Origin of the sequence: Sinorhizobium arboris LMG 14919 (genome assembly GCF_000427465.1) — a bacterium.
GTDB lineage: Bacteria > Pseudomonadota > Alphaproteobacteria > Rhizobiales > Rhizobiaceae > Sinorhizobium > Sinorhizobium arboris.
Genome location: NZ_ATYB01000008.1, coordinates 61,458 through 88,205 on the forward strand (window position 1 = coordinate 61,458; position 26,748 = coordinate 88,205).

General features: G+C 62.9%; 23 protein-coding genes. 13 read left to right on the forward strand and 10 right to left on the reverse strand.

Annotated features, from left to right (window positions below):
• Positions 1 to 140 precede the first annotated feature (140 nt).
• The 3 genes from SINAR_RS0101070 to SINAR_RS0101080 are packed head-to-tail and all read right to left on the reverse strand — an operon-like array spanning position 141 to position 3,319.
• Positions 141 to 965 carry a transglutaminase family protein gene (locus tag SINAR_RS0101070; RefSeq protein ID WP_027997307.1) on the reverse strand — a complete coding sequence of 275 codons (825 nt, stop codon included), beginning with the start codon at positions 963 to 965 and terminating at the stop codon, positions 141 to 143.
• A gap of 13 nt (positions 966 to 978) precedes the next feature.
• Positions 979 to 1,920 (reverse strand): alpha-E domain-containing protein, encoded by a 942-nt coding sequence (locus tag SINAR_RS0101075; RefSeq protein ID WP_027997308.1) that lies wholly within the window; start codon positions 1,918 to 1,920, stop codon positions 979 to 981.
• A gap of 4 nt (positions 1,921 to 1,924) precedes the next feature.
• On the reverse strand, positions 1,925 to 3,319 hold the full coding sequence (locus SINAR_RS0101080) for a circularly permuted type 2 ATP-grasp protein (protein WP_027997309.1): 1,395 nt from the start codon (positions 3,317 to 3,319) through the stop codon (positions 1,925 to 1,927).
• 373 nt (positions 3,320 to 3,692) lie between these two features.
• Between SINAR_RS0101080 and SINAR_RS0101085 the strand changes: the two genes are divergently transcribed.
• From SINAR_RS0101085 to SINAR_RS0101110, 6 genes are all read left to right on the forward strand, one after another.
• Positions 3,693 to 4,610: a DMT family transporter gene (locus SINAR_RS0101085; protein WP_027997310.1), complete on the forward strand. Its 918-nt coding sequence runs from the start codon at positions 3,693 to 3,695 to the stop codon at positions 4,608 to 4,610.
• 8 nt (positions 4,611 to 4,618) lie between these two features.
• Positions 4,619 to 5,095: a hypothetical protein gene (locus SINAR_RS0101090; protein WP_033056915.1), complete on the forward strand. Its 477-nt coding sequence runs from the start codon at positions 4,619 to 4,621 to the stop codon at positions 5,093 to 5,095.
• Positions 5,096 to 5,202: 107 nt separating this feature from the next.
• The gene (locus SINAR_RS0101095) at positions 5,203 to 5,604 is read left to right on the forward strand and encodes a FixH family protein (RefSeq protein WP_027997312.1); all 402 of its coding nucleotides are present in this window, start codon (positions 5,203 to 5,205) and stop codon (positions 5,602 to 5,604) included.
• On the forward strand, positions 5,601 to 7,007 hold the full coding sequence (locus tag SINAR_RS0101100; protein WP_027997313.1) for an efflux RND transporter periplasmic adaptor subunit: 1,407 nt from the start codon (positions 5,601 to 5,603) through the stop codon (positions 7,005 to 7,007). The genes SINAR_RS0101095 and SINAR_RS0101100 overlap by 4 nt, the downstream gene beginning before the upstream one ends.
• Entirely contained in the window at positions 7,004 to 10,183 is a 3,180-nt protein-coding gene (locus SINAR_RS0101105) for an efflux RND transporter permease subunit (RefSeq protein ID WP_027997314.1), read from the forward strand. Before SINAR_RS0101100 ends, SINAR_RS0101105 begins: the two co-directional genes overlap by 4 nt.
• Positions 10,180 to 10,635 carry a DUF411 domain-containing protein gene (locus SINAR_RS0101110; RefSeq protein WP_027997315.1) on the forward strand — a complete coding sequence of 152 codons (456 nt, stop codon included), beginning with the start codon at positions 10,180 to 10,182 and terminating at the stop codon, positions 10,633 to 10,635. The genes SINAR_RS0101105 and SINAR_RS0101110 overlap by 4 nt, the downstream gene beginning before the upstream one ends.
• A 381-nt stretch (positions 10,636 to 11,016) precedes the next feature.
• Here SINAR_RS0101110 and SINAR_RS0101115 read toward each other — a convergent pair whose 3' ends face one another.
• Positions 11,017 to 12,501: a DEAD/DEAH box helicase gene (locus SINAR_RS0101115; protein ID WP_027997316.1), complete on the reverse strand. Its 1,485-nt coding sequence runs from the start codon at positions 12,499 to 12,501 to the stop codon at positions 11,017 to 11,019.
• 587 nt (positions 12,502 to 13,088) lie between these two features.
• Between SINAR_RS0101115 and SINAR_RS0101120 the strand changes: the two genes are divergently transcribed.
• Positions 13,089 to 13,541, forward strand: coding sequence for a host attachment protein (locus tag SINAR_RS0101120; RefSeq protein WP_027997317.1), 453 nt, complete (start codon positions 13,089 to 13,091; stop codon positions 13,539 to 13,541).
• A gap of 73 nt (positions 13,542 to 13,614) precedes the next feature.
• Here SINAR_RS0101120 and mnmC2 read toward each other — a convergent pair whose 3' ends face one another.
• Complete coding sequence (mnmC2, locus tag SINAR_RS0101125; protein ID WP_027997318.1) at positions 13,615 to 14,334, reverse strand: tRNA (5-methylaminomethyl-2-thiouridine)(34)-methyltransferase MnmC2; 720 nt, start codon at positions 14,332 to 14,334, stop codon at positions 13,615 to 13,617.
• A 39-nt stretch (positions 14,335 to 14,373) separates the two neighbouring features.
• Between mnmC2 and SINAR_RS0101130 the strand changes: the two genes are divergently transcribed.
• From SINAR_RS0101130 to uraH, 6 genes are all read left to right on the forward strand, one after another.
• A complete protein-coding gene (locus tag SINAR_RS0101130) occupies positions 14,374 to 15,504 on the forward strand; it encodes an NAD(P)/FAD-dependent oxidoreductase (protein WP_027997319.1) in 1,131 nt (376 codons plus the stop codon).
• A 215-nt stretch (positions 15,505 to 15,719) separates the two neighbouring features.
• Complete coding sequence (locus tag SINAR_RS0101135) at positions 15,720 to 16,520, forward strand: DUF1045 domain-containing protein (protein WP_027997320.1); 801 nt, start codon at positions 15,720 to 15,722, stop codon at positions 16,518 to 16,520.
• Positions 16,521 to 16,600: 80 nt separating this feature from the next.
• Entirely contained in the window at positions 16,601 to 17,530 is a 930-nt protein-coding gene (gene puuE / locus SINAR_RS0101140; RefSeq protein ID WP_027997321.1) for an allantoinase PuuE, read from the forward strand.
• Positions 17,530 to 18,033, forward strand: coding sequence for a 2-oxo-4-hydroxy-4-carboxy-5-ureidoimidazoline decarboxylase (gene uraD, locus SINAR_RS0101145; RefSeq protein ID WP_027997322.1), 504 nt, complete (start codon positions 17,530 to 17,532; stop codon positions 18,031 to 18,033). Before puuE ends, uraD begins: the two co-directional genes overlap by 1 nt.
• 93 nt (positions 18,034 to 18,126) lie before the next feature.
• Positions 18,127 to 18,630 carry an ureidoglycolate lyase gene (locus SINAR_RS0101150; protein ID WP_027997323.1) on the forward strand — a complete coding sequence of 168 codons (504 nt, stop codon included), beginning with the start codon at positions 18,127 to 18,129 and terminating at the stop codon, positions 18,628 to 18,630.
• 5 nt (positions 18,631 to 18,635) lie between these two features.
• On the forward strand, positions 18,636 to 18,998 hold the full coding sequence (uraH, locus tag SINAR_RS0101155) for a hydroxyisourate hydrolase (RefSeq protein WP_027997324.1): 363 nt from the start codon (positions 18,636 to 18,638) through the stop codon (positions 18,996 to 18,998).
• A gap of 149 nt (positions 18,999 to 19,147) precedes the next feature.
• On the opposite strand, the gene SINAR_RS0101160 is transcribed toward uraH, so the two are convergent.
• The 5 genes from SINAR_RS0101160 to xdhB form a co-directional block, all read right to left on the reverse strand.
• Complete coding sequence (locus SINAR_RS0101160; RefSeq protein ID WP_027997325.1) at positions 19,148 to 20,284, reverse strand: alpha-hydroxy acid oxidase; 1,137 nt, start codon at positions 20,282 to 20,284, stop codon at positions 19,148 to 19,150.
• Between the two features lie 114 nt (positions 20,285 to 20,398).
• Positions 20,399 to 21,715, reverse strand: coding sequence for a guanine deaminase (gene guaD / locus SINAR_RS0101165; protein WP_027997326.1), 1,317 nt, complete (start codon positions 21,713 to 21,715; stop codon positions 20,399 to 20,401).
• Entirely contained in the window at positions 21,712 to 22,944 is a 1,233-nt protein-coding gene (locus SINAR_RS0101170; protein WP_027997327.1) for a urate hydroxylase PuuD, read from the reverse strand. The genes guaD and SINAR_RS0101170 overlap by 4 nt, the downstream gene beginning before the upstream one ends.
• 114 nt (positions 22,945 to 23,058) lie before the next feature.
• Positions 23,059 to 23,967 carry a LysR substrate-binding domain-containing protein gene (locus SINAR_RS0101175; protein ID WP_027997328.1) on the reverse strand — a complete coding sequence of 303 codons (909 nt, stop codon included), beginning with the start codon at positions 23,965 to 23,967 and terminating at the stop codon, positions 23,059 to 23,061.
• 424 nt (positions 23,968 to 24,391) lie between these two features.
• Positions 24,392 to 26,731 carry a xanthine dehydrogenase molybdopterin binding subunit gene (xdhB, locus tag SINAR_RS0101185; RefSeq protein ID WP_027997330.1) on the reverse strand — a complete coding sequence of 780 codons (2,340 nt, stop codon included), beginning with the start codon at positions 26,729 to 26,731 and terminating at the stop codon, positions 24,392 to 24,394.
• Between the last annotated feature and the right edge of the window lie 17 nt (positions 26,732 to 26,748).

A 26,748-nucleotide genomic window follows, 5' to 3' on the forward strand; every position in this document is an offset into this window, starting at 1 on the left:
TTCTCTCCCGCTCCGGACGTGTTCTGACGGGGCAGGAGGGGACTGAACCGTTGCAGTCTGCGTCCTGCGCGCCGCGCAGCGAGAAGGTGCCGGCAGGCGGATGAGGGCGGCGTTTTAAAGCGTTGAAAACACTCTCTGTTTCATTGGAACTGCTGACTCTGACGCTGCCCTTGTTCCTCGACCGTCACGGCCACTTTCAGCGTCTCGGTGCCGATGCCGTGCACCAGCCCCGAGACCGGCGCCGCATCGCGGTAACATAGTCCCGAGCCGATGCGCACATATCGGTCGTCCGGGCAGACCCTGTTGGCGGGATCGAATCCCACCCAGCCGAGGCCTGCGATATGCACGTCGGCCCAGGCGTGGCTCGCGGTCCCGTTCGGCTGACCTTCCGACATGAGATAGCCGGAGACGTAGCGTGCGGGCAGGCCGAGTATGCGCGCGGCTGAGATCAGGATATGGGCATGGTCCTGGCATACGCCCTTGCCCCGCTCCAATGCCTCCTCGGCGGCGGTTCCGACCTGCGTCTCACCCGGTTCGTAGCGCACAGTGTCGTGAATGAGGGCCATCAGCGCGTGCATGCGCTCGAGTTCCGTGGCGCCTCCGGCGGCTTTCGCGAGCTCGCGGATACGCTTGCCCGGCTTGGTGAGCGGGGTTTCCCGGGCGTAGAGCCACAGCGGTACATAGGACTGGTGCGCGCCGAACACGCCGGCCCGATCTTCCGTTTCGACTTCGCCTTTCGCCTCTATGCGAAGGATCGTCCGGTCGGCGTCGACGCTGACGAGATGCGTGCGGTTGCCGAACTGGTCGTCATAGCTGACTTCGATGGCGGCTCCGTCCACAAGCGTCTTCCAGTTCAGGACGGTCTGGCCGGGCAGATTGACTGGCGTGAGGCGCAGGCGCTGCAGCGCGTATTGTACCGGTTGGTCGTAATGATACTCGGTCGTGTGGCTGATCTTCAGATACATCTCGGCCCCCTGCTCATTGATAGAACCGGTAGCCGTCGGAGATTTCCCGGCCGAGGCGGTTGTTCTGGCTGATGAACTCCTCGAGATATTGGTGCAGCCCCTGATCCATGATGTCCGCGATCGACCGGCTGCGCAGCAATCCGAGCGTCCCCTCGGCAGTCTCGTGGGCCGCGTGCCGCTCGCCGTATTCGCGCGCGAGGTAACCGAGATTGGAGACGAGCTTGTCGTAGCAGTAGGCGAGCGAGCGCGGCATGCGGCCATTTGCGATCAGGAAGTCGGCGATATTTGCCGGCCTGAGCTCGGCATCATAGACCCAGCCATAGGAGCGGTGTGCGGAAACCGAACGCAGGATCGATTCCCATTGGACATTGTCCATGGACGATCCGACTGCGGAGACCGCCGGCAGAAGCACGTAATATTTGACGTCGAGGATACGGGCGGTGTTGTCCGCCCTCTCGATGAACGTGCCTATGCGCGAGAAGTTGAAGATCTCGTTCCTGAGCATCGTGCCGTGAAAAGCGCCCCGGATAAGCCCGGCCCGCCGCTTGATCGTGTCGATGATCTCCGGCAGGTCGGTGGTCCTCGCCCTCCTGGCGAGAATCCCCTTCATCTCGATCCAGCATTCGTTGACCGCTTCCCAGGTCTCGCGCGTGAGTGCCGTACGGACCATGCGGGCATTGTTGCGGCCCGCCTCGATGCAGGACAGGACGCTGGACGGGTTGGCGCGATCGCGCAGCAGGAAATCGATCGCGTCGCCGCTCGTCAGATCTTCGTGGACCTGATCATAGAGTTCGCGCACGCCCGCGCTTTGCAGCACGCCGTCCCAGTCGTCCTCGGTTGCCTCGCTGCGCGTGAGCGACATGCGCAATCCGGCATCGATGAGCCTGGCGCTGTTTTCCGCGCGCTCGATGTAGCGGAACATCCAGTAGAGGCCGTTTGCAGTTCTTCCCAGCATTGCCTCAGTCCTCCAGCACCCAGGTATCCTTGGTCCCGCCGCCCTGGCTCGAATTCACGACCAGCGATCCTTCCTTCAGCGCGACGCGGGTCAGGCCGCCCGGAATGATCTGAACCTTGTCGGAGACAAGCACGTAGGGACGCAGATCGACGTGGCGCGGCGCAATCCCCTTGTTGACCATGATGGGCACCGTCGAGAGCGACAATGTCGGCTGGGCGATGTAGTTGCGGGGGCGAGATTTGAGCTTTTCGGCGAAGGCGGCACATTCCTTTCTGGTCGCGGTCGGGCCGACGAGCATGCCATAGCCGCCGGAGCCGTGAACCTCCTTGACGACGAGCTCTTCGAGATGCTCGAGCACATATTTGAGACTATCCGGCTCCGAGCAGCGCCAGGTCGGGACGTTCTCGAGCAGAGGCTTTCGGCCGGTATAGAATTCGACGATTTCCGGCATGTAGGAATAGATGGCCTTGTCGTCGGAAATGCCGGTGCCGGGGGCATTGGCGATAGTGATGTTGCCGGCGCGATAGACGTCCATGATGCCCGGTATGCCGAGGGCGGAATCCGGCCGGAAGGTGAGGGGATCGAGGAAATCGTCGTCGACGCGCCGATAAAGAACGTCGATCGCCTCGTAGCCGCGCGTCGTGCGCATCTTCACCTTGCCGTCGATGACGCGCAGATCCGAGCCTTCCACCAGCTCGACGCCCATCATATCCGCAAGGAACGCGTGCTCGTAGAATGCGGAGTTGTAGATCCCGGGGGTCAGGACGGCGACGCGCGGCTTGCCGTCGCAACGGGCCGGAGCGAGCGATGAAAGGCTCTGGCGCAGCAGATAGGGATAGTTCTCCACCGGCCGCACGCGGTTCTGGTGGAAAAGCTCCGGGAACATCTGCATCATGGTTTCCCGGTTTTCCAGCATATAGCTGACACCGGAGGGTGTGCGGGCATTGTCCTCCAGCACATAAAACTGGTCTTCGCCGGTACGCACGATGTCGGTCCCGACGATGTGGGTGTAGACGCCGCCCGGCGGCCGGAAGCCGATCATCTGCGGCAGAAAGGCGTCGTTCTTCTCGATCAGTTCGCGCGGGATGCGCCCGGCGCGAATGATCTCCTGCTTATGGTAGATGTCGTCGAGAAAGGCATTGAGCGCGACCACCCGCTGCTCGATGCCCTGCGCGAGCCGGCGCCATTCACGGCCAGAAATAATGCGGGGAATGAGATCGAAGGGGATGAGCTTTTCCGAGGAATCCGCGTGTCCGTAGACTGCGAAGGTGATGCCCGTCTTACGGAAAATCTTTTCGGCTTCCTTTGATTTCGCTATGAGCCGGTTTCTGTCCTGACTGGCATACCATTGGTGATAGGTCGAATATGGCTGGCGCGGGCTGCTGTCCGCATTGATCATTTCGTCAAATGCCAAAGGCGTGGTCCCCTTATTTTCGGCCATTTGAATACAACGCAGAGTGCAATGCAAGAAGCGTGCACATTTGCCGTGGAAGAATTTGACGGGCGACTGGATGCGGCCGTTTGCGGCATCGTCAGGCCAGGGGTCGCGCGAGCGGCATGCGAACCGGACCGGTGCCTGCGCAACAAAAAGCCAGATGCTCAAATTTTAAGCGCAGAGTTCAGGCGGCCCTGGCAGGCTGAGGAGCGACGGTTCCGATTCGCTGATGCTATCCATCAGAAAAATTCCTTTGACCTCAGGCGGTACCCGCTCTATCGCGGCTGCGGTGATCCCGCACGGACCGCCGTGAAACCGTTCGCTCAGGAAACACATCATGCTCGCCCGCTTGGCCCCGGCCATCTTCGTGCTGCTCTGGTCGACAGGTTGGGTCGTTGCGAAATATGCGGCCATCTTCGCCGATCCGCTGACTTTCCTGGCGCTTCGCTACGGCTTCGCCATTCTGCTCTTCATCGGCTTCTGTCTCCTGAGCGGCGCGCGCTGGCCGCGCTCTCCGACGGCGATCGGCCATGCGATCGTGTCCGGCATCTTTCTCCACGGCCTCTATCTCGGCGCCGTGTGGTGGGCGATCGGGCAGGGTGTGCCCGCGGCAATCTCCGGCATCATTGCCGGCCTGCAGCCGCTGATGACGGCTGCGGCAGCGCCCTGGCTGATCGGCGAGAAACTGAGCGGGCAGCAGAGGCTGGGTCTCGTCCTCGGCTTTTGCGGCATCGCGCTTGCGGTTGCGCCGAAGATGCTGGCGATCGACACGGACGCAACGCCGATCCACCTGCTGCCGCTGGCCGTCAACGTGCTCGGCATGGCCGCCGTCACCTACGGTACGCTCTATCAGAAACGGTATCTGCAGACTGGCGACATCCGGTCGATTGCGGCGCTGCAATATGTTGGCGCGCTCCTCGTCACCATACCCCTGGCGCTCCTGCTGGAGGACCTGCGTGTCTCCTGGAGTCTCGAGCTCGCCGCGGCGCTTGCCTGGTCGGTGCTGGGCCTCTCGATGGGAGCGATCGCGCTCCTGCTCTATCTCATTCGCCGCGGGCAGGTTTCCCGCGCGGCATCGCTCATCTACCTGGTGCCGCCGCTCGCCGCCGGCGAGGCGGCGCTGTTCTTCGGAGAAGCGCTGACCTGGCCGATGATCATCGGCACCGTAGTTGCCGTGGCAGGGGTCTATCTCACCAACCGCAAGGTCGCCGGAACAGCCGCGAGTGACCGCACGAAGGAAGTGCCGGCGGTCTGACGAGCTGTATGACGGGGGCACTCAGCAGCGAACGGTCGCACCGTCCGGTGTCCTCGATCGCAACTTTCCGTGACCGGCTTCCATTGGGCGCCGACCTGTGCCAGCCTATGCGCATGTCCGCTCTCGCCGCGCTTCGGCGCTTCCTGTGTCTGCTTGCCTTGCTCGGTGTCGTCGTCGCCCCCGTGAGCGTCGGCACGTCCACGAGCGCGATGGCCGCGTCGGACATGCGCATGGAAGCCATGGCAAGCATGGATGTCTCCGAGGACATGTCCTGCTGCCCGCAGCAGCAACTGCCCCGGAAGAACGACTGTGGAAGCCCATGTCCTCTGGGCCTGATCTGCGCTGGCAGCGTCCTTGCACACGCGGACCGGGCCGAAGGCTGGGGCGTCCACCGCGACGCGCGCGGCGCTTCACACACGCTCCTGCACGACAGCGAACTTTCCTCGGCCACTATCGATCCCCCGGCGCGGCCTCCCAAAGCCTGAATCTCACTCTTCGAATCGCCGGAAATGCTCCGCCCGACCGCGGCGGGGCGTCCGACCATGGACGTTTTCAAGGACGCGGCCGACAGGCCCGTCGGGTGAGAGTTTACATGACTGGAATCCATATTATGCCGAAAGCAGGCGGCGCCTGCCTCGCTCTGATGCTGCTTTTAACGAACGCCTATGCCGCCGCTACGGACTACCGGTTCGAGCTCGTCGAGCGCGAGATTGCCGAGGGACCGGAAGCGATCGTCGCGGTCCGCCTCATAGACGAGAGGACGAGAGAGCCGGTTCGCGGCGCGATCATTTTTGCGACCCGGCTCGACATGGCTCCGGAAGGCATGGAGACAATGACTGCCGCCGTCGAGGCCGTGCCTTCGACCGAGCCCGGCGTTTACCGGTTCAAGACGAATCTCGGCATGGAAGGCGGCTGGCGCTTCAGACTGGCGGCCAAGCTCCAAGGGGAGGCCGAAACCGTTCAGGGTGAACTCGTTCTGAAGGCAATCCCGTGAAGACGCTCAAATTCCTGGTTCTGGTCGGCTCCCTCGTCCTGGCAGGCGGAGGAGGCTACGTAGCCGGCACAGGCGGCCTTACGCAACAGTTCTCCCTTGGGGCAACGCCCCGAGTACCGATGCCGTCTGCTGCAGAGCCTGCGGGCGAGATCATCTACTACCGGCACCCGGACGGGGTGCCGGAGTATTCAGCGGCGGCGAAACAAACTGCGGACGGGCGCCCGTTCGTTGCGGTCCGGCAAAGTGAGGACGTCTCCTTCGAGCCGCTGAAGGCTGTCGCCGGGGGTACGGGCGCCGGCGAGCGAAAAATCCTCTACTACCGCAACCCTATGGGGCTGCCGGATACGTCTAAAGTACCGAAAAGAGACTCCATGGGAATGGACTACATTCCCGTTTACGATGGCGAGGAGGCAGACAGCTCGGCCGTGAAGGTGTCCCCGGGCAAACTCCAGCGGACGGGTGTGAAGACGGCGTCGGCCGAGCGTGCCGTCATCGCTCGAAGAATACGCGCGCCCGGCATGATCGCCTTCGATGAGCGGCGCATCCGGATCGTCTCGACGCGGGTGGATGCCTTCATCGAAGATGTCGCGGACATCACGACCGGCGACCGCGTGGAAAAGGGCCAGAACCTCTTCCACTACTATTCGAAGGACGTCGCCAGGGCGGGAGCGGAATACGCCACGGAACTTCGCGGCGGCGTCAAGCCGGGCCTCGAAGTCGGGGGAGCCCTGCAATTGCGCAATCTCGGCGTGCAGGAAGAGACGATCCTTTCGATTGGCAGGGATCGCACGGTCCCGCGGAGCATCGCCTATCGTTCGCCGAGCGACGGCGTCGTCCTGGAACGCAATGCCATTCCGGGCATGATGGCCAAAGCCGGCGACGTCTTGTTCCGCATCGCCGACACCTCCAGCATATGGATCCTGGCCGACATCCCGGAATACGATGCTGCGGCCGTCAGAAAAGGTGATCCTGCGAAGGTCAGCATACGAAACCTTCCGGGCAAGTTCTTCGAGGGCAGCGTCGATCTGATCTATCCCGAGCTTCGCTCGGAGACGCGGACCGCGAAGATCCGGATTGAGCTCCCCAATCCGACGGGGCAGTTCCTCGCCAGCATGTATGCCGAGGTCGAGATTGCTACAGGCAAACCGGAGCACGTCGTGGCGGTCCCGAACAGCGCCGTCATCGACACTGGCAATCGCCAGCTCGTCTTCGTGGACAAGGGCGAGGGCCGCTTCGAGCCGCGCGAGGTTGCGCTCGGGGCACGCGACAGCGACAGGACCGAGATCACGAAGGGGATCGAAGCCGGCGAGAAGGTCGTGATTTCAGCCAACTTCCTGCTCGATGCCGAAAGCAACCTCAACGCGGCGCTGAATGCGCTCGCCTCGGCGGAGGCGCAGCCATGATCGCGAAAGTCATCGCCTGGTCTGCGCGCAATCTCGTGCTCGTCTTCATCGCAGCGGCGCTTTCGATCGCCGCCGGCATCCATTCCCTGCGCACGCTCCCGCTGGATGCGATCCCCGATCTCTCCGACGTGCAGGTCATCGTCTTCACGGACTATCCGGGTCAGGCGCCCCAGGTGGTCGAGGATCAGGTGACATATCCGCTGACGACCTCGATGCTGACCGTTCCCCGTTCGAAGGTCGTCCGCGGTTTCTCCTTCTTCGGCGTCTCCTTCGTCTATGTGATCTTCGAGGACGGCACCGATCCCTACTGGGCGCGCAGCCGCGTCCTTGAATATCTGAACGCGGCCTCCAGCCGGTTGCCGCGAGGAGTATCGCCGAGCCTCGGGCCGGATGCGACGGGGGTCGGCTGGATCTACCAGTATGCCTTGGTCGCAAAGGAGCTCTCGCTTGCGGAACTGCGTTCGCTTCAGGATTGGGTGGTGCGCTTTGCGGCTTCCAAGGCCGATGGTGTCGCCGAAGTCGCGAGCGTTGGAGGCTTCGTAAAGCAGTATTCGGTCGTCGTGGATCCCGTTCGGCTGCGATCGCAGAACGTGACGCTGAGGGAGGTTGCGGACGCAGTTCGTGCCAGCAACCGCGACGCCGGCGGCCGGACGGTGGAAATATCCGAGTTCGAGTTCATGGTGCGGGGCAAGGGCTATCTACAGGGTATCAGGAGTATCGAGAACATCGTCCTGATGACCGAGGCCGGCGTTCCGCTCCGGCTCAGCGACGTGGCCAGGGTGGAGACGGTCCCCGACGAGCGGCGCGGCATCACCGAGTTGAACGGCGAGGGAGAGGTCGCGAGCGGTATCGTGCTTCAACGCGTCGGCGAAAACGCCTTGTCGGTCATCGACAGTGTCAAGAAGAGCCTTGCCGAGATAAAGGCCGGTCTCCCCGAGGGCACGGAGATCGTGGCTGTCTACGATCGCTCCGAACTGATCAATGCCGCCATCGAGACGCTGAAAACGACGTTGGTCGAGGAGTCGATCGTTGTTGCGCTGGTGACGGTCGCCTTCCTGCTTCACGTCCGCAGCGCTCTCGTCGCCATCATCATGCTGCCGGTCGGCATATTGATCGCCTTCATAGCGATGCGCGCGCTCGGGATCGGGGCCAACATCATGAGCCTCGGCGGGATCGCAATTGCCATCGGCGCGATGATCGATGCGGCGATCGTCATGATCGAGAACGCCCACAAGCACCTGGAACGCGCCGCGCCGGAAGAATCCCGCACGGAGGTCCTGATCAAGGCGGCCGGCGAAGTCGGTCCGGCGTTGTTCTTCAGCCTGCTCATCATCACCGTATCCTTCCTGCCGATCTTCACGCTGGAATCGCAGGAAGGCCGCCTTTTTGGACCCCTCGCCTTCACCAAGACCTTCGCGATGGCGGCGGCCGCCCTTCTGTCGGTCACGCTCGTGCCGGCGCTGATGGCCGTGTTCGTGCGGGGCCGGATCGTGCCGGAGCACAGAAATCCTCTCAACCGCTTTCTGATCTGGGCTTACCGGCCGGTGATTTCGGGCGTTCTCGGGGCCAAGACGATAACGATCCTGCTCGCGATAGCGGCGCTGGCGGCAACCGTCTGGCCGGCCCGCCAGATCGGCAGCGAATTCATGCCGGCACTGGACGAGGGTACGCTGATGTACATGCCGACGACGCTGCCCGGCCTGTCCGTGACCAAGGCCGCCGAACTCCTCCAGACGCAAGACCGCATCATCAAGTCTTTCCCTGAGGTCGAGACGGTATTCGGCAAGGCGGGCAGGGCCATGACGGCCACCGATCCCGCGCCGATGGAGATGTTCGAGACCATCATTACCCTGAAACCTAAATCCGAATGGCGACCCGGGATGACCGTCGAAAAGCTGAAACAGGAGATGGATGCCGCGCTGCAGTTTCCCGGCGTTTCCAATGCCTGGACGATGCCGATACGCGCTCGCATCGACATGTTGTCGACCGGCATCCGCACCCCGGTAGGCGTCAAGGTCCACGGCACCGATCTTCGCGAGATGGAGCGGATCGCACGGGACATCGAAACCGTTCTAAAGTCGGTCCCCGGCACATCCAGCGCCTACGCGGAACGGGTCATCGGTGGTTATTACCTCGACATCGTTCCGGACCGGACGGCGCTCGGCCGATACGGCCTGAGCATCGACGACGTACAGCAGGTCATAGGCATGGCGCTCGGGTCGGAAGTCCTGACCTCGACGGTCGAGGGTCGGGAGCGCTACGGCGTGGCCGTGCGCTATCCCCGGGCTTCGCGCAGCGATCCGGAATCGATCGCCAGCGAGGTTCATGTTTCGCTTCCCGGCGGCGGCAGCGTGCCGCTCGGCGAGGTGGCGGAGGTGAAGTTGACCCGCGGCGCAACGGGGATCCGCACCGAGAACGCTCAGCTCTCCGTCTATGTCTTCGTGGACATCGCCGATCGCGATCTCGGCGGCTATGTGGCGGAAGCGAAGGAAGCCGTCGCCGCGAGCGTAGGGCTGCCGGCGGGCTATTCGCTCGCCTGGAGCGGCCAGTACGAATATCTGGAGCGGGCCAAGGCGCGTCTGGCAATCGTCGTGCCGCTGACGCTGGCGCTGATTTTCCTGCTGCTCTACCTTAACTTCAAGGCGCTGACGGAGACGCTGATCGTCATGCTATCGCTGCCATTTGCGCTCGTCGGCGGCATCTGGCTCATGTGGTGGATGGAATTCAACTCTTCGGTTGCGGTCGCGGTGGGCTTCATCGCCCTGGCCGGGGTGGCCGCAGAGACCGGGGTGATCATGCTGATCTATCTCGATCAGGCATTGCGCGAGCGGCGCGGGGCATGCGCGGCCGAGGGGCGTGCCCTGACGCATGCCGATCTGAACGAGGCCATCATGGTGGGGGCGGTCGAGCGGGTTCGGCCGAAGATGATGACCGTCGTCGCCATCATGGCGGGGCTGGTGCCGATCCTCTGGAGCACGGGGTCCGGGTCGGAGGTCATGCAGCGGATCGCCGTCCCGATGATCGGCGGAATGGTATCCTCGACCATCCTCACCTTGGTGGTGATTCCGGCGGTTTATTGCCTCGTCAAGGGCTGGCGGCTGTCCTCATCGAGCGCACCGACTGAGGTCGGCCATTTCAATGCCGCACAACCAATGTTCAATGGAGAGCAACCATGAAAAGAAGAGAGCTTCTGTTTTCCGCGGCCGCGGCCGCGTCGGCTTGGATGATCGGGCCTGCCTCGGCGGTCAGCCGGGAAATGGTCGTCTACAAGGACCCCAATTGCGGCTGCTGCCATGAATGGGCCGAGGCGATGAAGGGAGCCGGCTTTAAGGTAGGCATAAAGGATGTCGACGATCTGTCCGCGATAAAGCAACGCTATGCGATACCGGATGAGATGCAAGGTTGCCATACGGCCGTGGTCGGCGGTTATTACCTGGAGGGCCATGTGCCGCTCGATGCCGTGGAAAGGCTCCTCGCCGAACGCCCGGACATTGCCGGCGTCGCGGTCCCGGGCATGCCCGTCGGATCGCTGGGCATGGGAAACGACCCCCGCGCATCCTATGATGTGTTCGCGGTGAAGAGAGACGGCACCAGCGCAATCTATCAGTCTGTCAGACCCAAAGGCTGACTGGTGACGCAGGGCGTGTCAAAACGGTGGGCATCTGCCCGCCGTTCTCGATCCCCATGGCGCCTTACAGCGTTCAGTGCATTGAAACACGAGATCACGATGGTTTCAGGTCTGGTCGACCTAGACTTAAATCATGAACGTGATTGATTCTGATAAATTGGAGCGGGATGCGGGCGGAAACCGCACACACTTCACCTCATCCCGCTCCAGACGCTCTGAGTCTTTGCAGCTATGCACCTCCGGACGAAGAGGCGCTAGAGCGCCGTACGTCCGAATGGACGCACAAAGGGCGCTCTAACTTATTGAACCGACGCCTCGTGCTTTCCGAAAATCGATTCCGATTTTCGGGCCGATGCGGTAGGCATTTTTCCTCGATGTGCTCTAACGCTGATGGCCGCGACCGTCGGCACGTTGCGGTCGGTTGCGGCCGCCATTGCGTTCGCCCGACTGTTCGCTCCCACGGCGGCCGGCCTGCTGCGGCCCGGGTCGCCCATGGTGCTTCTGCGCCTTGTGTTTGCGGTGCCCTTCGGGCCGCCCGTCCGCCGGTCCGTGCCCAGCAGCGCGCTGGTCGCGGCGCTCGTCGCGCAGCAGGTCATCGCCGGCGAATCCGCCGGCCGCCGCCTGGCGCTGCGGCCGCTCGCGGCGGGGTCCGCCCTGGCGCTGTCCTGCGCCATTGCCGCGAGGCTGACCGTTGCCACGACCGCCCCGGCCCTTGGACGGGCGGGCCTGGTCGGCGGGCGCTTCGCCGCTGGCGACAGCGATCTGGATGCCCATCAGCTTCTCGATGTCACGAAGCAGGCGGATTTCGTCCGGCGCGCAGAAAGCGATCGCGATGCCGTCGCGGCCGTTACGAGCCGTGCGGCCGATACGGTGCACATAGGCGTCGGGCACTTCCGGCAGGTCGTAGTTATAGACGTGGGTGACGCCCGGAATGTCGATCCCGCGGGCGGCCACGTCCGTCGCCACGAGCACGCGGATCTCACCCTCGCGGAATGCCTTCAGCGCACGCTCCCGCTGACCCTGACTCTTGTTGCCATGGATCGAGGCGGCCTTGAAGCCGACATGGTCGAGATGCTTCATCAGCTTCTCGGCGCCATGCTTGGTGCGGCTGAAAATCAGCGACAGCCCGTCGGGATTGGCGGTCAGCGTCTGCTTCAGGATCGTCGTCTTCAGGTCCTTGCCCGGGACGAAATGTACATATTGTTCGACCTTGTCGGCGGCTTTGCCCGGGGGCGAGACTTCGACCTTTACCGGATCGGTCAGGTATTCGCCGGCAAGCTCGGCAATCAGCTTCGGCATGGTTGCGGAGAAGAGCAGCGTCTGACGGTTCTTCGGCACCAGCTTGGAAATCTTGCGCAGGTCGTGGATGAAGCCGAGGTCGAGCATCTGATCGGCCTCGTCGAGAACGAGGTAGCGAGCCTGGGTCAGCGTCACCGCCTTGCGGGAAACGAGGTCGAGCAGGCGGCCTGGGGTCGCGACGAGAATATCGACACCGCGGGCGAGCTGTTCGGTCTGCTTGTTTATCGAGACGCCACCGACGACGACGCCGATCTTGAGCGGGCTCTTCCTTACGAAAAGCTTCAAGTTGGCCGCGATCTGGTTCACCAGCTCGCGGGTGGGGGCGAGTACAAGGGCGCGGATATTGCGCGGATCGGGACGTCGACCGTCGGCGACGAGCTTTTCGATCATCGGCAGGCCGAAAGCAGCGGTCTTGCCGGTGCCAGTCTGTGCAAGGCCGATGAGGTCACGGTTTTTCAAGACCAGCGGAATGGCCTGCGCCTGGATGGGCGTCGGCTTTTCGAAACCGTTGGCGGAAAGTGTCGCCACGATGGACTCGGAGAGGCCAAGCTCTTTGAAAGTGGACAATGCGTATACCTTTCGGGGCGCCAAACGCTCTCGCCGGAACAGCAGGATGCGGTTCCGGTGTCGTCTGGCGTCAAGAACCCCGCGTGAATTGGGAACTTGTGAGTTAATAGAAAATCGTCAGGCGCATGTGCTGCCGCTGAGGGCGGCGATGTTTCGCGCTTTTCCTTCTTCACGGCTTCAAAGTGATGCCGAGGGCGCGCTCACGCGGCGGCCGGAAGGTGACGCAGGCCTTAGATCGTTGTTTTGCGCCCGAAAGTCAAGCCGCGTCTTTTTGCACGTGCGAAGGCGCCGCCGTCCTGGGCCTCAGACACGCCTGGCGAAAGGGGCACGGCAGCTCGGCGACCTCCGTGGCGACAGCCGGCGAGGAAGCCGCGCATCACGTATGTACCCCTTGCAGAAGAAGGGCCTGAGCGTACAATCTTTGCCGCTCGGCCTCGCCAATTATTGGCTGCTGACAGGCTGATGATGCGATGAGGCCGCGCGACACCCAATGCGCAGATCTTCGGCGGTAAGGAACCTGACGCGGACTCAGCCGTTGTGTCCGTGACCCTCGCCAACCTATCTGCCATCGACACGGGGAGACAATAGTGCGGAACCGGATCTGGATATTGACAGCCGATGGAAACACGGCGCGCATCTTGAAGGACGTCAACCTGCTGAAGGACGGCAGACAGCAGCCGGAGGTGGAAACATTCCAAATCGAGACCAAGCGTCGCCGGGACATCATGGCGGACAGACCCGGACGCAGCCATTCGTCGGTCGGTCACGGCCGCTCGGCGATGGAATACAGCAGCGATCCCGTACGGGAGGAGCAGCATCGATTCGCCATGGAAATCGCCGGGAAGCTCGACCACTATGCCCACGAGCATGCCTTCGAGAATCTGGTGATCTGCGCGGCGCCGAGAACGCTCGGCGATCTCAGAAAGCTGCTCTCGCATCAGGTCAAGGAAAGAACCCTTGCGGAGATCGACCGCAACTGCGTCGCTGTACCGACCGATCAATTGATCGCGACGGTCAAATCCGTGGTTTTTCCCGGCTAGATCACGAGGATTTAGGCCGGATCGAACCTGAAATCACGAGCGTGATCGGTCCTGGCAGATTCAGGAACTGGTCTCAGGCTTTGTCGCCGCGCAGCATCTCCCGCTTTCCGGCAAAGCCGGGACGACGTTCGACGGTGAAGCCGGCGGCCGCCAGGTTGCGGCGGACGAAACCGGCTGCGGCATAGGTGGCGAAGCTGCCGCCGGAGACGGTCCTGTCGAACACCAGCCGCATCAGCGTTTCAGACCACATGTCCGGATTGCGTGCAGGCGCGAAGCCATCGAGGTACCAGGCGTCGAAACCTGGACGGGTCGCTGAAACTCCGTCGAGCGCCGTGCCGATGACCACCGTGAGCCTTACCTCTCCCGTGAAGGCGATATCTACCCGGCCGGCCGGTTCCGTGGGCCAGTTGGCAACAAGCGCCTGCCGCTCCTCGTCGATTTCCGGCCAATGCGCCAGCGCGCGGTCGATCTCGCCCGCTTGCATCGGAAAGCGCTCGAAGGAGACGAAATGGAGGCTCGTGGCGGTGGCCGGCGCCTGTTTCCATTGGCGCCAGGTTTCGCAGAAATTGAGTCCGGTGCCGAAGCCGAGTTCGCCGATCGTGAACGCGCCCCCCGCCTGCCACCGTTCCGGCAGCCGGTTGCCGGCAAGAAAGACGTGGCCGCATTCGAGCCGCCCGTCGGTGCGGCAATAAAAGTGGTCGCCAAATTCCGTCGAATAGGGCATATCGCCCTCGTGCCATTCGAGGTTTTGCCGCGAGGGTGAAGGGCTCTGGCCGGGATCGGTTCCTGTCATGGTGAACCCGATAATTCTCCGGCCCGGGAAGGTCAATCGATGTGCGAAGTTTTGATCGTGGGCGGCGGCGTCATGGGCCTTTGGGCTGCCGTGATGGCTGCCCGTGCCGGTTTCACTACGCGGCTTCTCGAGCGGGGTGCGATCGGTTCCGGCGCGAGCGGCGGCCTCCTCGGCGCGCTCATGCCGCATATGCCCGACCGATGGAACGAGAAGAAGCAGTTTCAGTTCGATGCCCTGATGTCGCTCGAAGGCGAGATCGCCGGGCTTGAAGCCGCCACAGGCCTTTCGGCAGGCTACCGTCGCTCTGGCCGGATCATGCCCCTCGGCAAACCGCACCTGCGAGAGATCGCCCTCGGTCGCGAGCAGGATGCGGCACGGCATTGGTGTACGCCGTCACGCCGTTTCCACTGGCATGTCCGCGAAGCCGACGCAGGCGGATGGCCGCCCGCCGAGGCGGCGCCCTTCGGTGTCGTCCATGATACGCTCGCCGCCAGGGTGGCGCCGCGCAGCCTTCTTGCGATGCTGAGGGCGGCGTTGGACCAATTTCCTCATGTGCGGTGCGAGGAAGGGGCGGCGGTCATCTCGCTCGAACCGGCACGCGGCCGGCTGTCGCTCGCCGACGGGCGCGCTCTGACTTTCGACCATTTGGTACTTGCGGCGGGCGTCGAAAGCTTCTTCTTCATTGATGGTTTGACCCAGCCGCGGCGGGCCCCGAGCGGCGGTGCCGTCAAGGGCCAGGCGGCGCTGCTTCGCGCCGATATCGATCCGGCCCTGCCGATCATCTTTAGCGATGGGCTCTATATCGTGCCGCATGAAAATGGCCAGGTGGCGGTCGGCAGCACGAGCGAGAACCGGTTCGACCAGCCATATTCCACCGACGACCAGCTTGACGCCCTGCTTGCCCGCGCAACCACATTTGCGCCCGCTTTGCTCGGCGCCCCGGTGATCGAGCGCTGGGCGGGGCTGCGTCCCAGGGCTACGGGCCGCGAGCCCATGGTCGGCCGCCACCCGGATCACGAAAGGCTCTTCGTCCTGACGGGCGGTTTCAAGGTAGGCTTCGGTCTGGCGCATGCGTTGGCGCGTTCCGTGATCGACGAGATTGCCGGGCGCCCCTCGGGAGAATTGCCCGAAACCTTCCGCTGTGCGCATCACATCGCGGCATTGCGGTAATGCATGGCGCCCAAAAATGTCCGGCGTTCCGGGCTGGAGACATGCGCATAAGCGCGAACCCGAAGCGCGCGTCGTGAACCGGTGTGGGCAGACAACTTCGTCAATCTGTCACGCAAATCACGTAACACGCGGCCATTGGATATCGAACGGAATGCGGGCGGAGAGCTGCGAACGAGGCCCCGCACGCCGCTTCCAAGGACTTCCGGAGCACACGCATGCGTTACGCAATCTGTTTCACCCCACCGATGGGTGACCCCCTTTCGGCTGCGGCTGCCAGCTGGCTCGGCCGAAGCGTCTATTCGGGGGAGGCGGCAGAACTGCCGTCGATTGCCGGCCTTGCCGTCTCGGAGATAGCCTTTCACACGGCGGTGCCGCGCCGGTTCGGATTCCATGCGACGGTCATGGCGCCGTTCGATCTCAACCCGGACTTGGACGAAGCACAATTGCTCAAGGCGATGATGCTCTTCACGAGTGGCGAAACGCCGTTCGAAATCGAGCGGCTGGAGGTTGCACGCATCGGCCAGTGCTGGGGGCTGATGCCGCAGATTCCAAGTCAGCCGATGCATCTGCTCGCCGCACGCGTGGTGCAGGCCTTCGACCGCTTCCGCGCCCCGCTCGGCGAAGACGAAATCGAGCGGGCGGACCCGGACAGGCTCACCGCGCCGCAATTCACCAACCTGCATCGATGGGGCGACCCCTTCGTAATGGACGAATATCGGTTTCACCTGGCGCTCACAGGCCCCGTGAATGCCGATGTCTCGCGGCGGATGGAAGGCCCCTTGCGCGAAGTTTTCGAGCCGTTGCTGACTGCGCCGCTTGCGATCCGAAGCCTCGCCCTGTTCGTGGAGCACGAGCCCGGAGCGCCGATGCGCGTGCATTCCCAGCATCCGCTTGGCAGGATTTCCGCGCGGCCGCGCAGCGATTGGGCGAGGCGTTCCCTTGAGGGACGACCGGTTCAGGCTGATGCCACCCTGCCGCCGGCTCCGGCAGCCGCCTTCCTTCTCAGCCGGCCGTAGCAGCCCCCGCATCGCCAATTTCTCTTCTCGACAATCCGGCGCGGGATGCTACCGTTCCGGAAAAGTCGAAGGGTGAATTGATGACCGAGAATTCCTACCCCCGTGACCTCGTCGGCTATGGGCGCAGACCGCCTGAGGTGCGCTGGCCCGGTGACGCGAATGTCGCCGTGCAGTTCGTGCTGAATTATGAGGAAGGCGGCGAAAGCTGCATACTCGACGGTGATCCGGCATCCGAGTGTCTGCTGTCGGAGATCGTCGGCGCGCAGCCTTGGGCAGGACAGCGCAACCTCAACATGGAGTCGATCTATGAATATGGCGCCCGCGCCGGCTTCTGGCGCCTGTGGCGGATGTTCACGAGCCGGGGCGTGACGCTGACGGTCTATGGCGTGACGCTCGCCATGGCACGCAATCCGGAGGCAGTTGCCGCCATGAAGGAGGCGGGCTGGGAGATCGCGAGCCATGGCCTGCGCTGGCTCGAATACAAGGACGTCCCGGAAGAGGTCGAACGTCAGCACATCCGCGAGGTCGTGCGGCTGCACACCGAATTGACCGGCGAGCGCCCGCTCGGCATCTACCAGGGCAAGCCTTCGGTGAACACGCTGAAGCTCGTTCTGGAGGAGGGCGGTTTCCTCTATTCCTGCGATTCCTATGCGGACGAGCTTCCCTATTGGGTGCCCGGACTGACGCCCGGCAATCCGCACCTCATCATTCCCTATACGCTCGACGCCAACGACATGCGTTTTGCGACCAATCAGGGCTTCAACTCCGGCGACCAGTTCTTCACCTATCTCAAGGATACGTTCGACGTGCTCTACGCGGAGGGAAAGGAAGGCAGTCCGAAGATGATGAATATCGGCCTGCATTGCCGGCTCGTCGGACGGCCCGGCCGCGCTGCGGCGCTCGCGCGTTTCGTCGACTATGTGATGTCGCATGACAAGGTCTGGGTGCCGCGCCGTATCGACATAGCACGCCACTGGTACGAGCATCACAAGCCCAACGGTACGCGCTGATGTCGGGGCGCGACGATTTCATCCGGCGCTTCGGCGGCATCTTCGAGCACTCGCCCTGGGTGGCGGAACGCGCCTATGATCGGGCGGCTTCTTCCGGCTTGACCGCAGGCAATGTCCATTCGGCGCTCTGCAATGCTTTCCGCGCCGCTTCCCCGGCCGAACGGCTTCGGGTACTGCGGGCTCATCCCGACCTTGCAGGTAAGCTCGCCGTGGCGGGCGAGCTCACGGCCGCTTCAAAAGCCGAGCAGGCGTCTGCCGGTCTCGATCGGCTCTCCCCCGAAGAGCATGCACGCTTCACCGGGCTCAATGCGGCTTACACCAAGAAATTCGGCTTTCCCTTCATCATCGCGGTGAAGGGGCTGGCGAAGGAGGATATCCTCGCCGCTTTCGAGCGGCGCATTGACAATTCCGCGGAAGAGGAATTTGAAACGGCCTGTGCCGAGGTCGAGCGGATCGCCCGCCTGCGGCTTCGATCCATGCTTCCGGGAGACGACAATGCCTGACATCATGCCTGATCCGTCCGACCATGCGATGGGGCCGCGGTTCCCGTCCGTGCATTCGGGCACCAACGGACAAAGAGCCGGTACGGCAGGCTGATGTCGCAGATGCTTTCGATCGAGCCTCTGACCAGGGAGGCTTTCGCCCCTTTCGGCAATATCATCGAAGCCGATCCCCGGTCGATGCGCTTCATCAACGGCGGCAATACCGAGCGTTTTCACGCGCTTGCGCGCGTCGATGCGGCGGGTGAGGGTGCCGGCGTCATCATCAACATCTTCCGCGGACAGCCGCGAGCCTTTCCCTATTCCGTGACGATGATGGAGCGCCATCCGCTCGGCAGCCAGAGTTTTTCTCCGCTCCAGGACCGTCCGTGGCTGGTGGTGGTCGCCGAGGATGAAGGCGACCGTCCCGGACGGCCAAGGGTTTTCCTCGCGAATGGCAGGCAGGGCGTCAATTACGGACGCAATGTCTGGCATCATCCGCTGATGTCGGTGGGCGCCGTCAGCGAGTTCATCGTCGTCGACCGCGAAGGCGCGGGCAACAATCTGGTAGAGTTCTATTACGACGAGGCCTTCGTCATTCCCGATCCATCCAGAGGGTGAACGCCATGAGCAAGTCAGGCCGCCTGACGACCCATGTTCTCGACACCGCGCTCGGCAGACCCGCTCAGGCGCTGGAAATCGATCTCTACCGGCTCGAAGGCGATGCGCGGCACCTGGTCTGTACGGTCCGCACCAATAGTGACGGCCGCGTCGACGGACCGCTCATGGAAGGGGCCGGGTTCACGACGGGGACCTACGAACTGGTATTCCATGCCGGCGACTATTTAAGGTCCACCGGCGTGACGCTTCCGAATCCCGCCTTCCTCGAGCTCATTCCCCTGCGCTTCGGCATTGCCGATGCCGGCAGCCACTACCATGTGCCGCTGCTGCTTTCGCCTTACGGGTATTCCACTTATCGGGGCAGTTAAGCCAATGCTTTTATTGGGATGCCGCGCCTGGAATTAGAATGCACCATCTGTGCTTCGAAAGTCGCATAATGATCGCGCGGGTTCGCTCCAAGTCTTTGAAGTCAGGCACTTTCCACGGAAAACCGCTGCACGCTTTTCCTGCAAGTGCTCTAATCCGCAATGATGTCGCGGCCGACATCCGTGATGCGGCGTTTGCCGCAGAGCGCCATGGTCGTGTCCATCTCCTTGCGGATGATGTCGAGCGCGAGCGTCACGCCTTGCCTGCCGAGTGCACCGAGGCCGTAGAGGAAGGGGCGGCCGATATAGGTGCCTTTCGCACCGAGCGCGATCGCCTTCAGGACGTCCTGACCGGAGCGAATGCCGCCGTCGAGGTGCACCTCGATTCGGTCGTCCACGGAGTCGACGATGCGCGGCAGCATGCTGATCGAGGAATGCGCGCCGTCCAGTTGGCGGCCGCCATGGTTCGAAACGATGATCGCATCGGCGCCGGTCTTCGCCGCCATTTTCGCATCTTCCGGATCGAGAATGCCCTTGAGGATCAGCGGACCGCCCCAGCGCTCCTTGATCCATTCGACGTCCTTCCAGGAAAGCTGCGGATCGAACTGCTCGTTGGTCCAGGCCTGAAGCGAGGAGAGGTCGGCGACGCTCTTGGCGTGGCCGACGATGTTGCGGAAAGTGCGGCGTTTGGTACCGAGCATCTTCATGCACCAGCCCGGGCGCGTCGCCATCATCCATAGATGTTTCGGCGTCAGCCGCGGCGGCGCGGACAGGCCGTTGCGAAGGTCCTTATGGCGTTGACCGAGGATCTGCAGATCGAGCGTCAGGACGAGCGCGGAACACTTCGCGGCCTTGGCCCGGTCGATCAGATCGAGCACGAATTCGCGCTCGCGTATGACATAGAGCTGGAACCAGAAGGGCTTCGTCGTCACCGAGGCGACGTCCTCGATGGAGCAGATGCTCATGGTCGAGAGCGTGAACGGAACGCCGAACGCCTCCGCCGCCTGGGCCGCCAGCATTTCACCGTCGGCATGCTGCATTCCCGTCAGGCCGGTCGGGGCGAGAGCGACCGGCATCGAGACCTTCTGCCCGATCATCGTCGTCTCCAGCGAACGGTCGGACATGTCGACCAGCACCCGCTGGCGCAGCTTGACCTTGGCGAAATCCTCCTCGTTGGCCCGGTAGGTTCCCTCCGTCCAGGCGCCGCTGTCCGCATAATCGAAGAAAAGCTTCGGCACGCGCCGTCGGGCCAGGGCCTTGAGGTCCCGGATTTCGAGGATCTGCGTCATGGATCGGCCTCATCAAGTGAATGACAGCCGAGGCCTTATCACGATTTCGGAGGGCTTGTAATAGTTGCGGAAAGCGAGAGGTCAAAAAATTTTACCTCTCGCCTTCCTGTCTGCTCAAGCTTCGCCAAGCGTCGATTTGCAGGGTCTGCCGGCCACATAGGTCTCCACCACGGCGCGGTCGTCGCCCATCGTCTGCAGGAGAAAGAGTTCGTCGGCGAGCGAGTTGACCACTTCTGCTCTGAGCGCCATTGCAGGCGTTGCCGCCATGTCGAGCACCGTAAAGTCCGCATCGGTTCCGGGCTCCAGCGTGCCGATGCGGTCGGCAAGAGACAGCGCTTCGGCATTGCCGCGGGTCATCATGTAGAAACTGTCGAAGGGGTTCAGCCTTTCGCCCTGCAACTGCAGGATCTTGTAGGCCTCGTCGAGCGTCTTCAACATCGAATAGCTGGTGCCGCCGCCGATGTCCGAGGCGACGGAAACGCGCACCGGTCTTTGCCGCCGCTGGAGCGCCCGCAGCGGAAACAGTCCGGATCCGAGGAAGAGATTGGACGTCGGGCAGAAGACGGCGACCGAGCCGGTTTCGCTCATCGCATCCGCTTCGCGCTCGGAGAGGTGGATGCAATGCCCGAACAGGCTTTTCGGTCCGAGCAGACCGTAGCGGGCGTAGACGTCCGTATAATCCGCCGCTTCCGGATAGAGTTCTGAGGTATAGGCGATTTCGTCGCGGTTCTCCGAGAGGTGCGTCTGCACATGCAGGTCGGGAAACTCGCGGACGAGCGATCTTGCGACTTCCATCTGCTCCGGCGTCGAAGTTATGGCGAAACGGGGGGTGATAGCCACATGGTTGCGGCCCTTTCCGTGCCAGTCGGCGATGACGGCGCGGGTCTCGTCGTAGCTCATTTGCGGTGTATCGAGCAGGCCCTGCGGCGCATTGCGGTCCATCATCACCTTGCCGCCGACCATGCACATGCCGCGCTTCAGGCTCTCGGCGAAGAAGGCATCGGCGGATGCCTTGTGCACCGAACAGTAGGCCGTCGCCGTCGTCGTGCCGTGGCGGATCATCTCGTCGAAGAAGTGGCGGGCGATCCGTTGCGCATGCGCCGTCTCGACGAAACGGCACTCCTCGGGAAAGGTGTAGGTGTTCAGCCATTCGAGCAGGTTGGCCGCATAGGAGGCCATCACCTGCATCTGTGGAAAATGCAGATGCGTGTCGATGAAGCCCGGCATGATCAGGTGCGGTCTGTGGTCGATCTCGAAGACATCCTCGGGCGCTGCCGCCTTGACCGCTGCGTAGGAACCGGATGCCTCGATCACGCCGTTCCCGACAAGAAGGGCGCCGTCGCTTTCGTAGGCATAGGCAGCACTGTCGTCGATGCCGTGCGGCTCCCGATGGAAGCTCAGGATGCGGCCGCGAATAAGGGTGGATGTCATCGTGTCTCCCCGACGGCGCTTTCGAACCAGGCCGTCACAAGCCCGCGTTCGTCCGCCGTCATGTCGGTTATGTTGCCGGGCGGCATCGCGTGGCTGCGCCCGGCCTGGATATAGATTTCACGCGCGCGGGCCGCAATCTCCGCTTCGCTTTCGAGCATGACGCCGTTCGGAGGCCGCGCGATTCCTTCATAGACCGGCTCGGCCGCGTGGCACATGCTGCAGCGAGTCGCGATCGTCTCCTTGACCGCCGGGAAATGCGCGTTTTCGGCAAAGCGCCTGAATGCCGGTGCCGTTTCGGCGCGTTCTGCTCCCGTCAGTATTTTTGGCGTTGTCGACAGCCACATGATCAGGATGAACAGGATTGCGGTGACAAGCCAGGTCCAGGTCGGCTTACCCTTGCGTGCATGCGTTGTATTGAACCAGTGGCGGATCGTCACGCCCATCAGGAAGACGAGCGCCGCGATGACCCAGTTGAAGGCCGTTGCGAAGGCGAGCGGGTAGTGGTTCGAGAGCATGAAGAAGATGACGGGCAGCGTGAGGTAGTTGTTGTGCAGCGACCGCTGCTTCGCCTGCGCGCCGAGCCTTGGGTCGGCCGTACGGCCGGCGATAAGGTCGGCGACGACGATCTTCTGGTTGGGGATGATGATGAAGAAGACGTTGGCCGACATGATCGTCGCAGTGAAGGCGCCGAGATGCAGGAAGGCGGCGCGTCCGGTGAAGACCTGGGTATAGCCCCAGGCCATGGCGACCAGCACAAGATAAAGCAGTGCCATCAGTCCCCAGGTGCTTTTCCCGATCGGGGACTTGCAGAGAAGGTCATAAAGGACCCAGCCGATGCCGAGCGAGGCAAGCGAGATCAGGATCGCGGTCGTCGCCTGGAGGTCCAGGACATGGCGGTCTATGAGGAAGAGGTCGGCGCCGCCATAATAGACGATGCAGAGCATCGCGAAGCCTGACAGCCAGGTCGCGTAGGACTCCCACTTGAACCAGGTCAGGTGCTCCGGCATCGACGCTGGCGCCACCAGATATTTCTGTATGTGATAGAAGCCGCCGCCATGCACCTGCCATTCCTCGCCATAGGCGCCCGGGGGCAGATGGTCGCGTTTGACGAGGCCGAGATCGAGCGCGATGAAATAGAAGGAAGAACCGATCCAGGCGATGGCAGTGACGACATGCAGCCAGCGGACGGCGAAGGCCAGCCATTCCCAGACAATGGCGAATTCATACATTCGGGCCCCCTTTCTCTCCGTTCACACAACCTTGCGAGAAAAACGGAGAGCGGGGAAGGGGCGATTTCCGTAGTTTCACAGTGTTGGCGTCCGGCCGATAGTCGCTTCCGGCGCTCAGAACGGGCCCTGACGGGCGTCCGGATCGAGTCTGTCGAGAATCCAGTTGCGGAAAGCGCGGATCTTCGGGGTGTTGCGGCGGGCGTGCGGATAAACGAGCCAGTAATCGTGGCCGTCGCTGCATCTCAGCTCGAACGGCTGGTAAAGCCTGCCGAGCGCCACGTCGTCGCTATAGAATTCAGGCATCAGGATCGCGACACCTTGGCCCGCGACCGCCGCCCGCGCTTCGAAGGCCTGGGCGCCGAGCCGGCTTGCCGGACGGCCGTCCAGATTCGGATCGTCCACGCCCGCAGCGCGAAACCATAGGCGCCACCAGGGATCTCGAGGGTCGATAATGCGGAGCTTCAAAAGGTCCCGCGGCGTGCGCACGCCGCCGATCGTTTCCGCAAGGGCCGGGCTGAGCATCGGCGAAAACTCTACCCGCATCAGCCGATGGCTGACGAGGCCGGGCCAGTCGCCCCTGCCGGAGCGGATCGCTACGTCGGCCGACTCCTTGGTGAAATCGACGATCGCGTCGTTCGCCACCAGACGCACTGCAATATTCGGATGTTCTAGCTGGAACGTGCCGATTTCCCGGGCGAGCCATTGCGAGGCAAAGGTTGCCGTCGAGTTGATGAGCAAGGCCGCCTCCGTATTCCCGCGCGCCGAGGCAACCGCCTCGTGCAGCAGCTCGAAGGCTTCCGTCACCTTCGGAGCGAGGTGCTGTCCAACCTCCGTGAGCGTGATCTGCCGCGGACGCCTCAGGAACAGCGGCTCGCCGATGCTCTCCTCGATCAGCTTAATCTGATAGCTGACCGCCGTCTGGGTCATCCCGAGTTCTTCGCCCGCCTTGGTGAAACTTCCGAGCCGCGCGGCCGCTTCAAAGACCCTCAGGGCATTCAGCGGAAACTGTTTGGACAGCTTCATGGATAAGTTCTCTTGATGCATGTAGACGGATGTTCGATTGGAATTCGAGCATCTATCGGGGCATGCTGCAAGTCAACTTCACCGCTTTGAAAAGGTGCTCAGATGTCCTGCGATCTATCGGAATTTACTGAAAGAAAGCCGCTTCTCCCACTAAGTGGGATCGCTCGTATCGCCGCTTCGGCACTACGCCGCATGCGAGGCCGGAGCTTAAATCTCGACCTCGAATCCACATCCGATTACATGAAAAAGGACTTGGGATTTCTCGACGGCCGCATGGCCCGGCAGGACGACGACATACTGCGCTAGGAGCGGCAGAGGAAAAGTGTTGGCGGGGTTCCGCCCGCATTCCGCGTCCCAACCTATTAGAAGCGATCACGATGATTTTAGGTCGGCCAGACCTAAAATCATCGTGTTGGAATACTGTTCATCCAAACTGCTCTCTAAGCCGTTCCACGGCCATCAGGATACGCTCGGGCGTCGCCGGCGTATCGAGGCGGGGACACTCGCGATAGTCGGCGACGCTGGCGACGGCCATCGACAGGGCCTCGACCACCGAAATGGGCAACATGAGGGGTGGCTCTCCCACGGCCTTCGACCTGCCGATCGTCTTTTCCGCATTTTCCGACCATTCGGCGAGGCGCACGTTGAAGACCTTCGGCCGATCCGAAGCGAGGGGGATCTTGTAGGTCGAGGGCGCATGCGTCCTCAGACGTCCCTTCTCGTCCCACCAGAGCTCCTCCGTTGTCAGCCAGCCCATGCCCTGGACGAAGCCGCCCTCGACCTGGCCGAGATCGATCGCCGGATTGAGCGAGCGGCCGACGTCGTGCAGGACGTCAACGCGATCGACCATATATTCGCCCGTCAGCGTATCGATCGAGACCTCGGAAACGGCCGCGCCATAGGCGAAGTAATAGAAGGGCGTGCCGCGGCCGGCGGCCCGATCCCAGTGGATGCCCGGCGTCGCATAGAACCCGGCGGCGGAAAGCTGGACACGTGCACCGTAAGCCTCCTGCACGAACCGGGCAAAAGGCACGAGCTCCTCGCCGATCCTGACGTGATTGGCCACGAAGGTGACATTCTCGGCTGTCGTCTGCCAGCGCTCGGCCGCAAAGGCGACGAGCCTCTCCTTGATCTGGCGCGCAGCATCGAAGGCAGCCATGCCATTGAGGTCGGATCCGGAGGAGGCGGCGGTCGCTGACGTATTCGGCACCTTGCCGGTCGTCGTCGCGGTTATTTTCACCCGGTCGATGTCGATCTGGAAACTGTCTGCGAGGACCTGCGCCACTTTCGTATATACGCCCTGGCCCATCTCGGTGCCGCCGTGATTCAGGTGGAGCGAGCCGTCCGTATAAATGTGGACGAGCGCCCCGGCCTGATTGAGATGCGTGAGGGTGAAGGAGATGCCGAATTTCACCGGGGTCAGAGCGATGCCCTTGCGGATCACGCGGCTCGATCGGTTGAATTCGACGATCGCTGCCCGCCGCGCCAGGTAATCGGCGCTCGCTTCCAGTTCATCGACGATCCGTCCGATGATGTTGTCCTCTACCTTCTGATGGTAGGGCGTGACGTTACGGCCGGAAAGGGCGTCGCCATAGAAGTTCAGCTTGCGGACTTCGAGCGGGTCCTTGCCGAGCGCATAAGCGATCTCCTCGATGATCCGCTCGCCGCCGAGCATGCCCTGGGGTCCGCCGAAGCCTCGAAAAGCGGTGTTGGAAACCGTATTGGTTTTAAGCGGTTGCGAGGTAAGCTTCACATGCGGATAGAAGTAGGCGTTATCCGCATGGAAGAGAGCGCGGTCGGTGACCGGGCCGGAGAGATCGGCGGAGAAACCGCATCGCGCGGCATAATTCGCCTGGACCGCCCGGATGCGCCCCTCCTCATCGAATCCGACGTCGTAGTCGACGAGGAAGTCATGACGCTTGCCGGTGGCGATCATGTCGTCGTCGCGGTCCGGGCGGAACTTGACGGCGCGGCGAAGCTTGCGCGCGGCGACGGCGGCGAGTGCCGCAAACTGGTTGCCTTGGGTCTCCTTGCCGCCGAAGCCGCCGCCCATGCGGCGGACATTCACCGTAACTGCGTTCGAGGGGACGCCGAGCACCTGCGCGACCATGCGTTGGACTTCGCTCGGATGCTGCGTCGAGACCCAGACGGTCATTTCATCATCTTCGCCGGGGATCGCGAGCGCGATATGTCCTTCCAGGTAGAAATGCTCCTGGCCGCCGATGCGCATGCGTCCCTTGATGCGGCGCGGCGCCCGCTCCAGTTCGCCTTCCGCATCGCCGCGTTCGAGTGTCAGCGGCGGAGTCACGAGCCCCCCGCCAGTCCCGATGGCGTCGACGACATCGATCGCCGGCAGGAAGTCGCGATAGGTGATCGTGGCGAGCCGCGCGGCCCGGCGGGCGATGTCGCGCGTTTCGGCGACGACCGCGAAGGCTGGTTGACCATGGAACTCCACTCGCCCGTCGGCAAGCACCGGCTCGTCGTGCAGATGGGTCGGGCTGATGTCGTTGGAATGCGGCATGTCCTCAGCCGTGAGCACGCAAACGACGCCGGGCACTGCGGCTACGGCGGAGAGATCCATCTCGAGGATTTCCGCATGCGCCCGGTCCGTGAGGCCGAGAGCGCCATGCACGGTTCCGACGGGTTCGGGCATGTCGTCGATATAGTCGGCGGTGCCCGCCACATGCTTGTGGGCGCTGTCGTGGCGCAGTGGCGCATGCATCGGACCGGTAATGGTGCGGACTTCAAGGGTGGGTTTATCCATGCGGGGGCCTCCTGACG

Coding starts and splice junctions, on each gene's coding strand:
- SINAR_RS0101070 (WP_027997307.1), bottom strand. CDS start 965: ATGTATCTGAAGATCAGCCACACGACCGAGTATCATTACGACCAACCG.
- SINAR_RS0101075 (WP_027997308.1), bottom strand. CDS start 1,920: ATGCTGGGAAGAACTGCAAACGGCCTCTACTGGATGTTCCGCTACATC.
- SINAR_RS0101080 (WP_027997309.1), bottom strand. CDS start 3,319: ATGATCAATGCGGACAGCAGCCCGCGCCAGCCATATTCGACCTATCAC.
- SINAR_RS0101085 (WP_027997310.1), top strand. CDS start 3,693: ATGCTCGCCCGCTTGGCCCCGGCCATCTTCGTGCTGCTCTGGTCGACA.
- SINAR_RS0101090 (WP_033056915.1), top strand. CDS start 4,619: ATGACGGGGGCACTCAGCAGCGAACGGTCGCACCGTCCGGTGTCCTCG.
- SINAR_RS0101095 (WP_027997312.1), top strand. CDS start 5,203: ATGACTGGAATCCATATTATGCCGAAAGCAGGCGGCGCCTGCCTCGCT.
- SINAR_RS0101105 (WP_027997314.1), top strand. CDS start 7,004: ATGATCGCGAAAGTCATCGCCTGGTCTGCGCGCAATCTCGTGCTCGTC.
- SINAR_RS0101110 (WP_027997315.1), top strand. CDS start 10,180: ATGAAAAGAAGAGAGCTTCTGTTTTCCGCGGCCGCGGCCGCGTCGGCT.
- mnmC2 (WP_027997318.1), bottom strand. CDS start 14,334: ATGACAGGAACCGATCCCGGCCAGAGCCCTTCACCCTCGCGGCAAAAC.
- SINAR_RS0101130 (WP_027997319.1), top strand. CDS start 14,374: ATGTGCGAAGTTTTGATCGTGGGCGGCGGCGTCATGGGCCTTTGGGCT.
- SINAR_RS0101135 (WP_027997320.1), top strand. CDS start 15,720: ATGCGTTACGCAATCTGTTTCACCCCACCGATGGGTGACCCCCTTTCG.
- puuE (WP_027997321.1), top strand. CDS start 16,601: ATGACCGAGAATTCCTACCCCCGTGACCTCGTCGGCTATGGGCGCAGA.
- uraD (WP_027997322.1), top strand. CDS start 17,530: ATGTCGGGGCGCGACGATTTCATCCGGCGCTTCGGCGGCATCTTCGAG.
- SINAR_RS0101150 (WP_027997323.1), top strand. CDS start 18,127: ATGTCGCAGATGCTTTCGATCGAGCCTCTGACCAGGGAGGCTTTCGCC.
- uraH (WP_027997324.1), top strand. CDS start 18,636: ATGAGCAAGTCAGGCCGCCTGACGACCCATGTTCTCGACACCGCGCTC.
- SINAR_RS0101160 (WP_027997325.1), bottom strand. CDS start 20,284: ATGACGCAGATCCTCGAAATCCGGGACCTCAAGGCCCTGGCCCGACGG.
- guaD (WP_027997326.1), bottom strand. CDS start 21,715: ATGACATCCACCCTTATTCGCGGCCGCATCCTGAGCTTCCATCGGGAG.
- SINAR_RS0101170 (WP_027997327.1), bottom strand. CDS start 22,944: ATGTATGAATTCGCCATTGTCTGGGAATGGCTGGCCTTCGCCGTCCGC.
- SINAR_RS0101175 (WP_027997328.1), bottom strand. CDS start 23,967: ATGAAGCTGTCCAAACAGTTTCCGCTGAATGCCCTGAGGGTCTTTGAA.
- xdhB (WP_027997330.1), bottom strand. CDS start 26,731: ATGGATAAACCCACCCTTGAAGTCCGCACCATTACCGGTCCGATGCAT.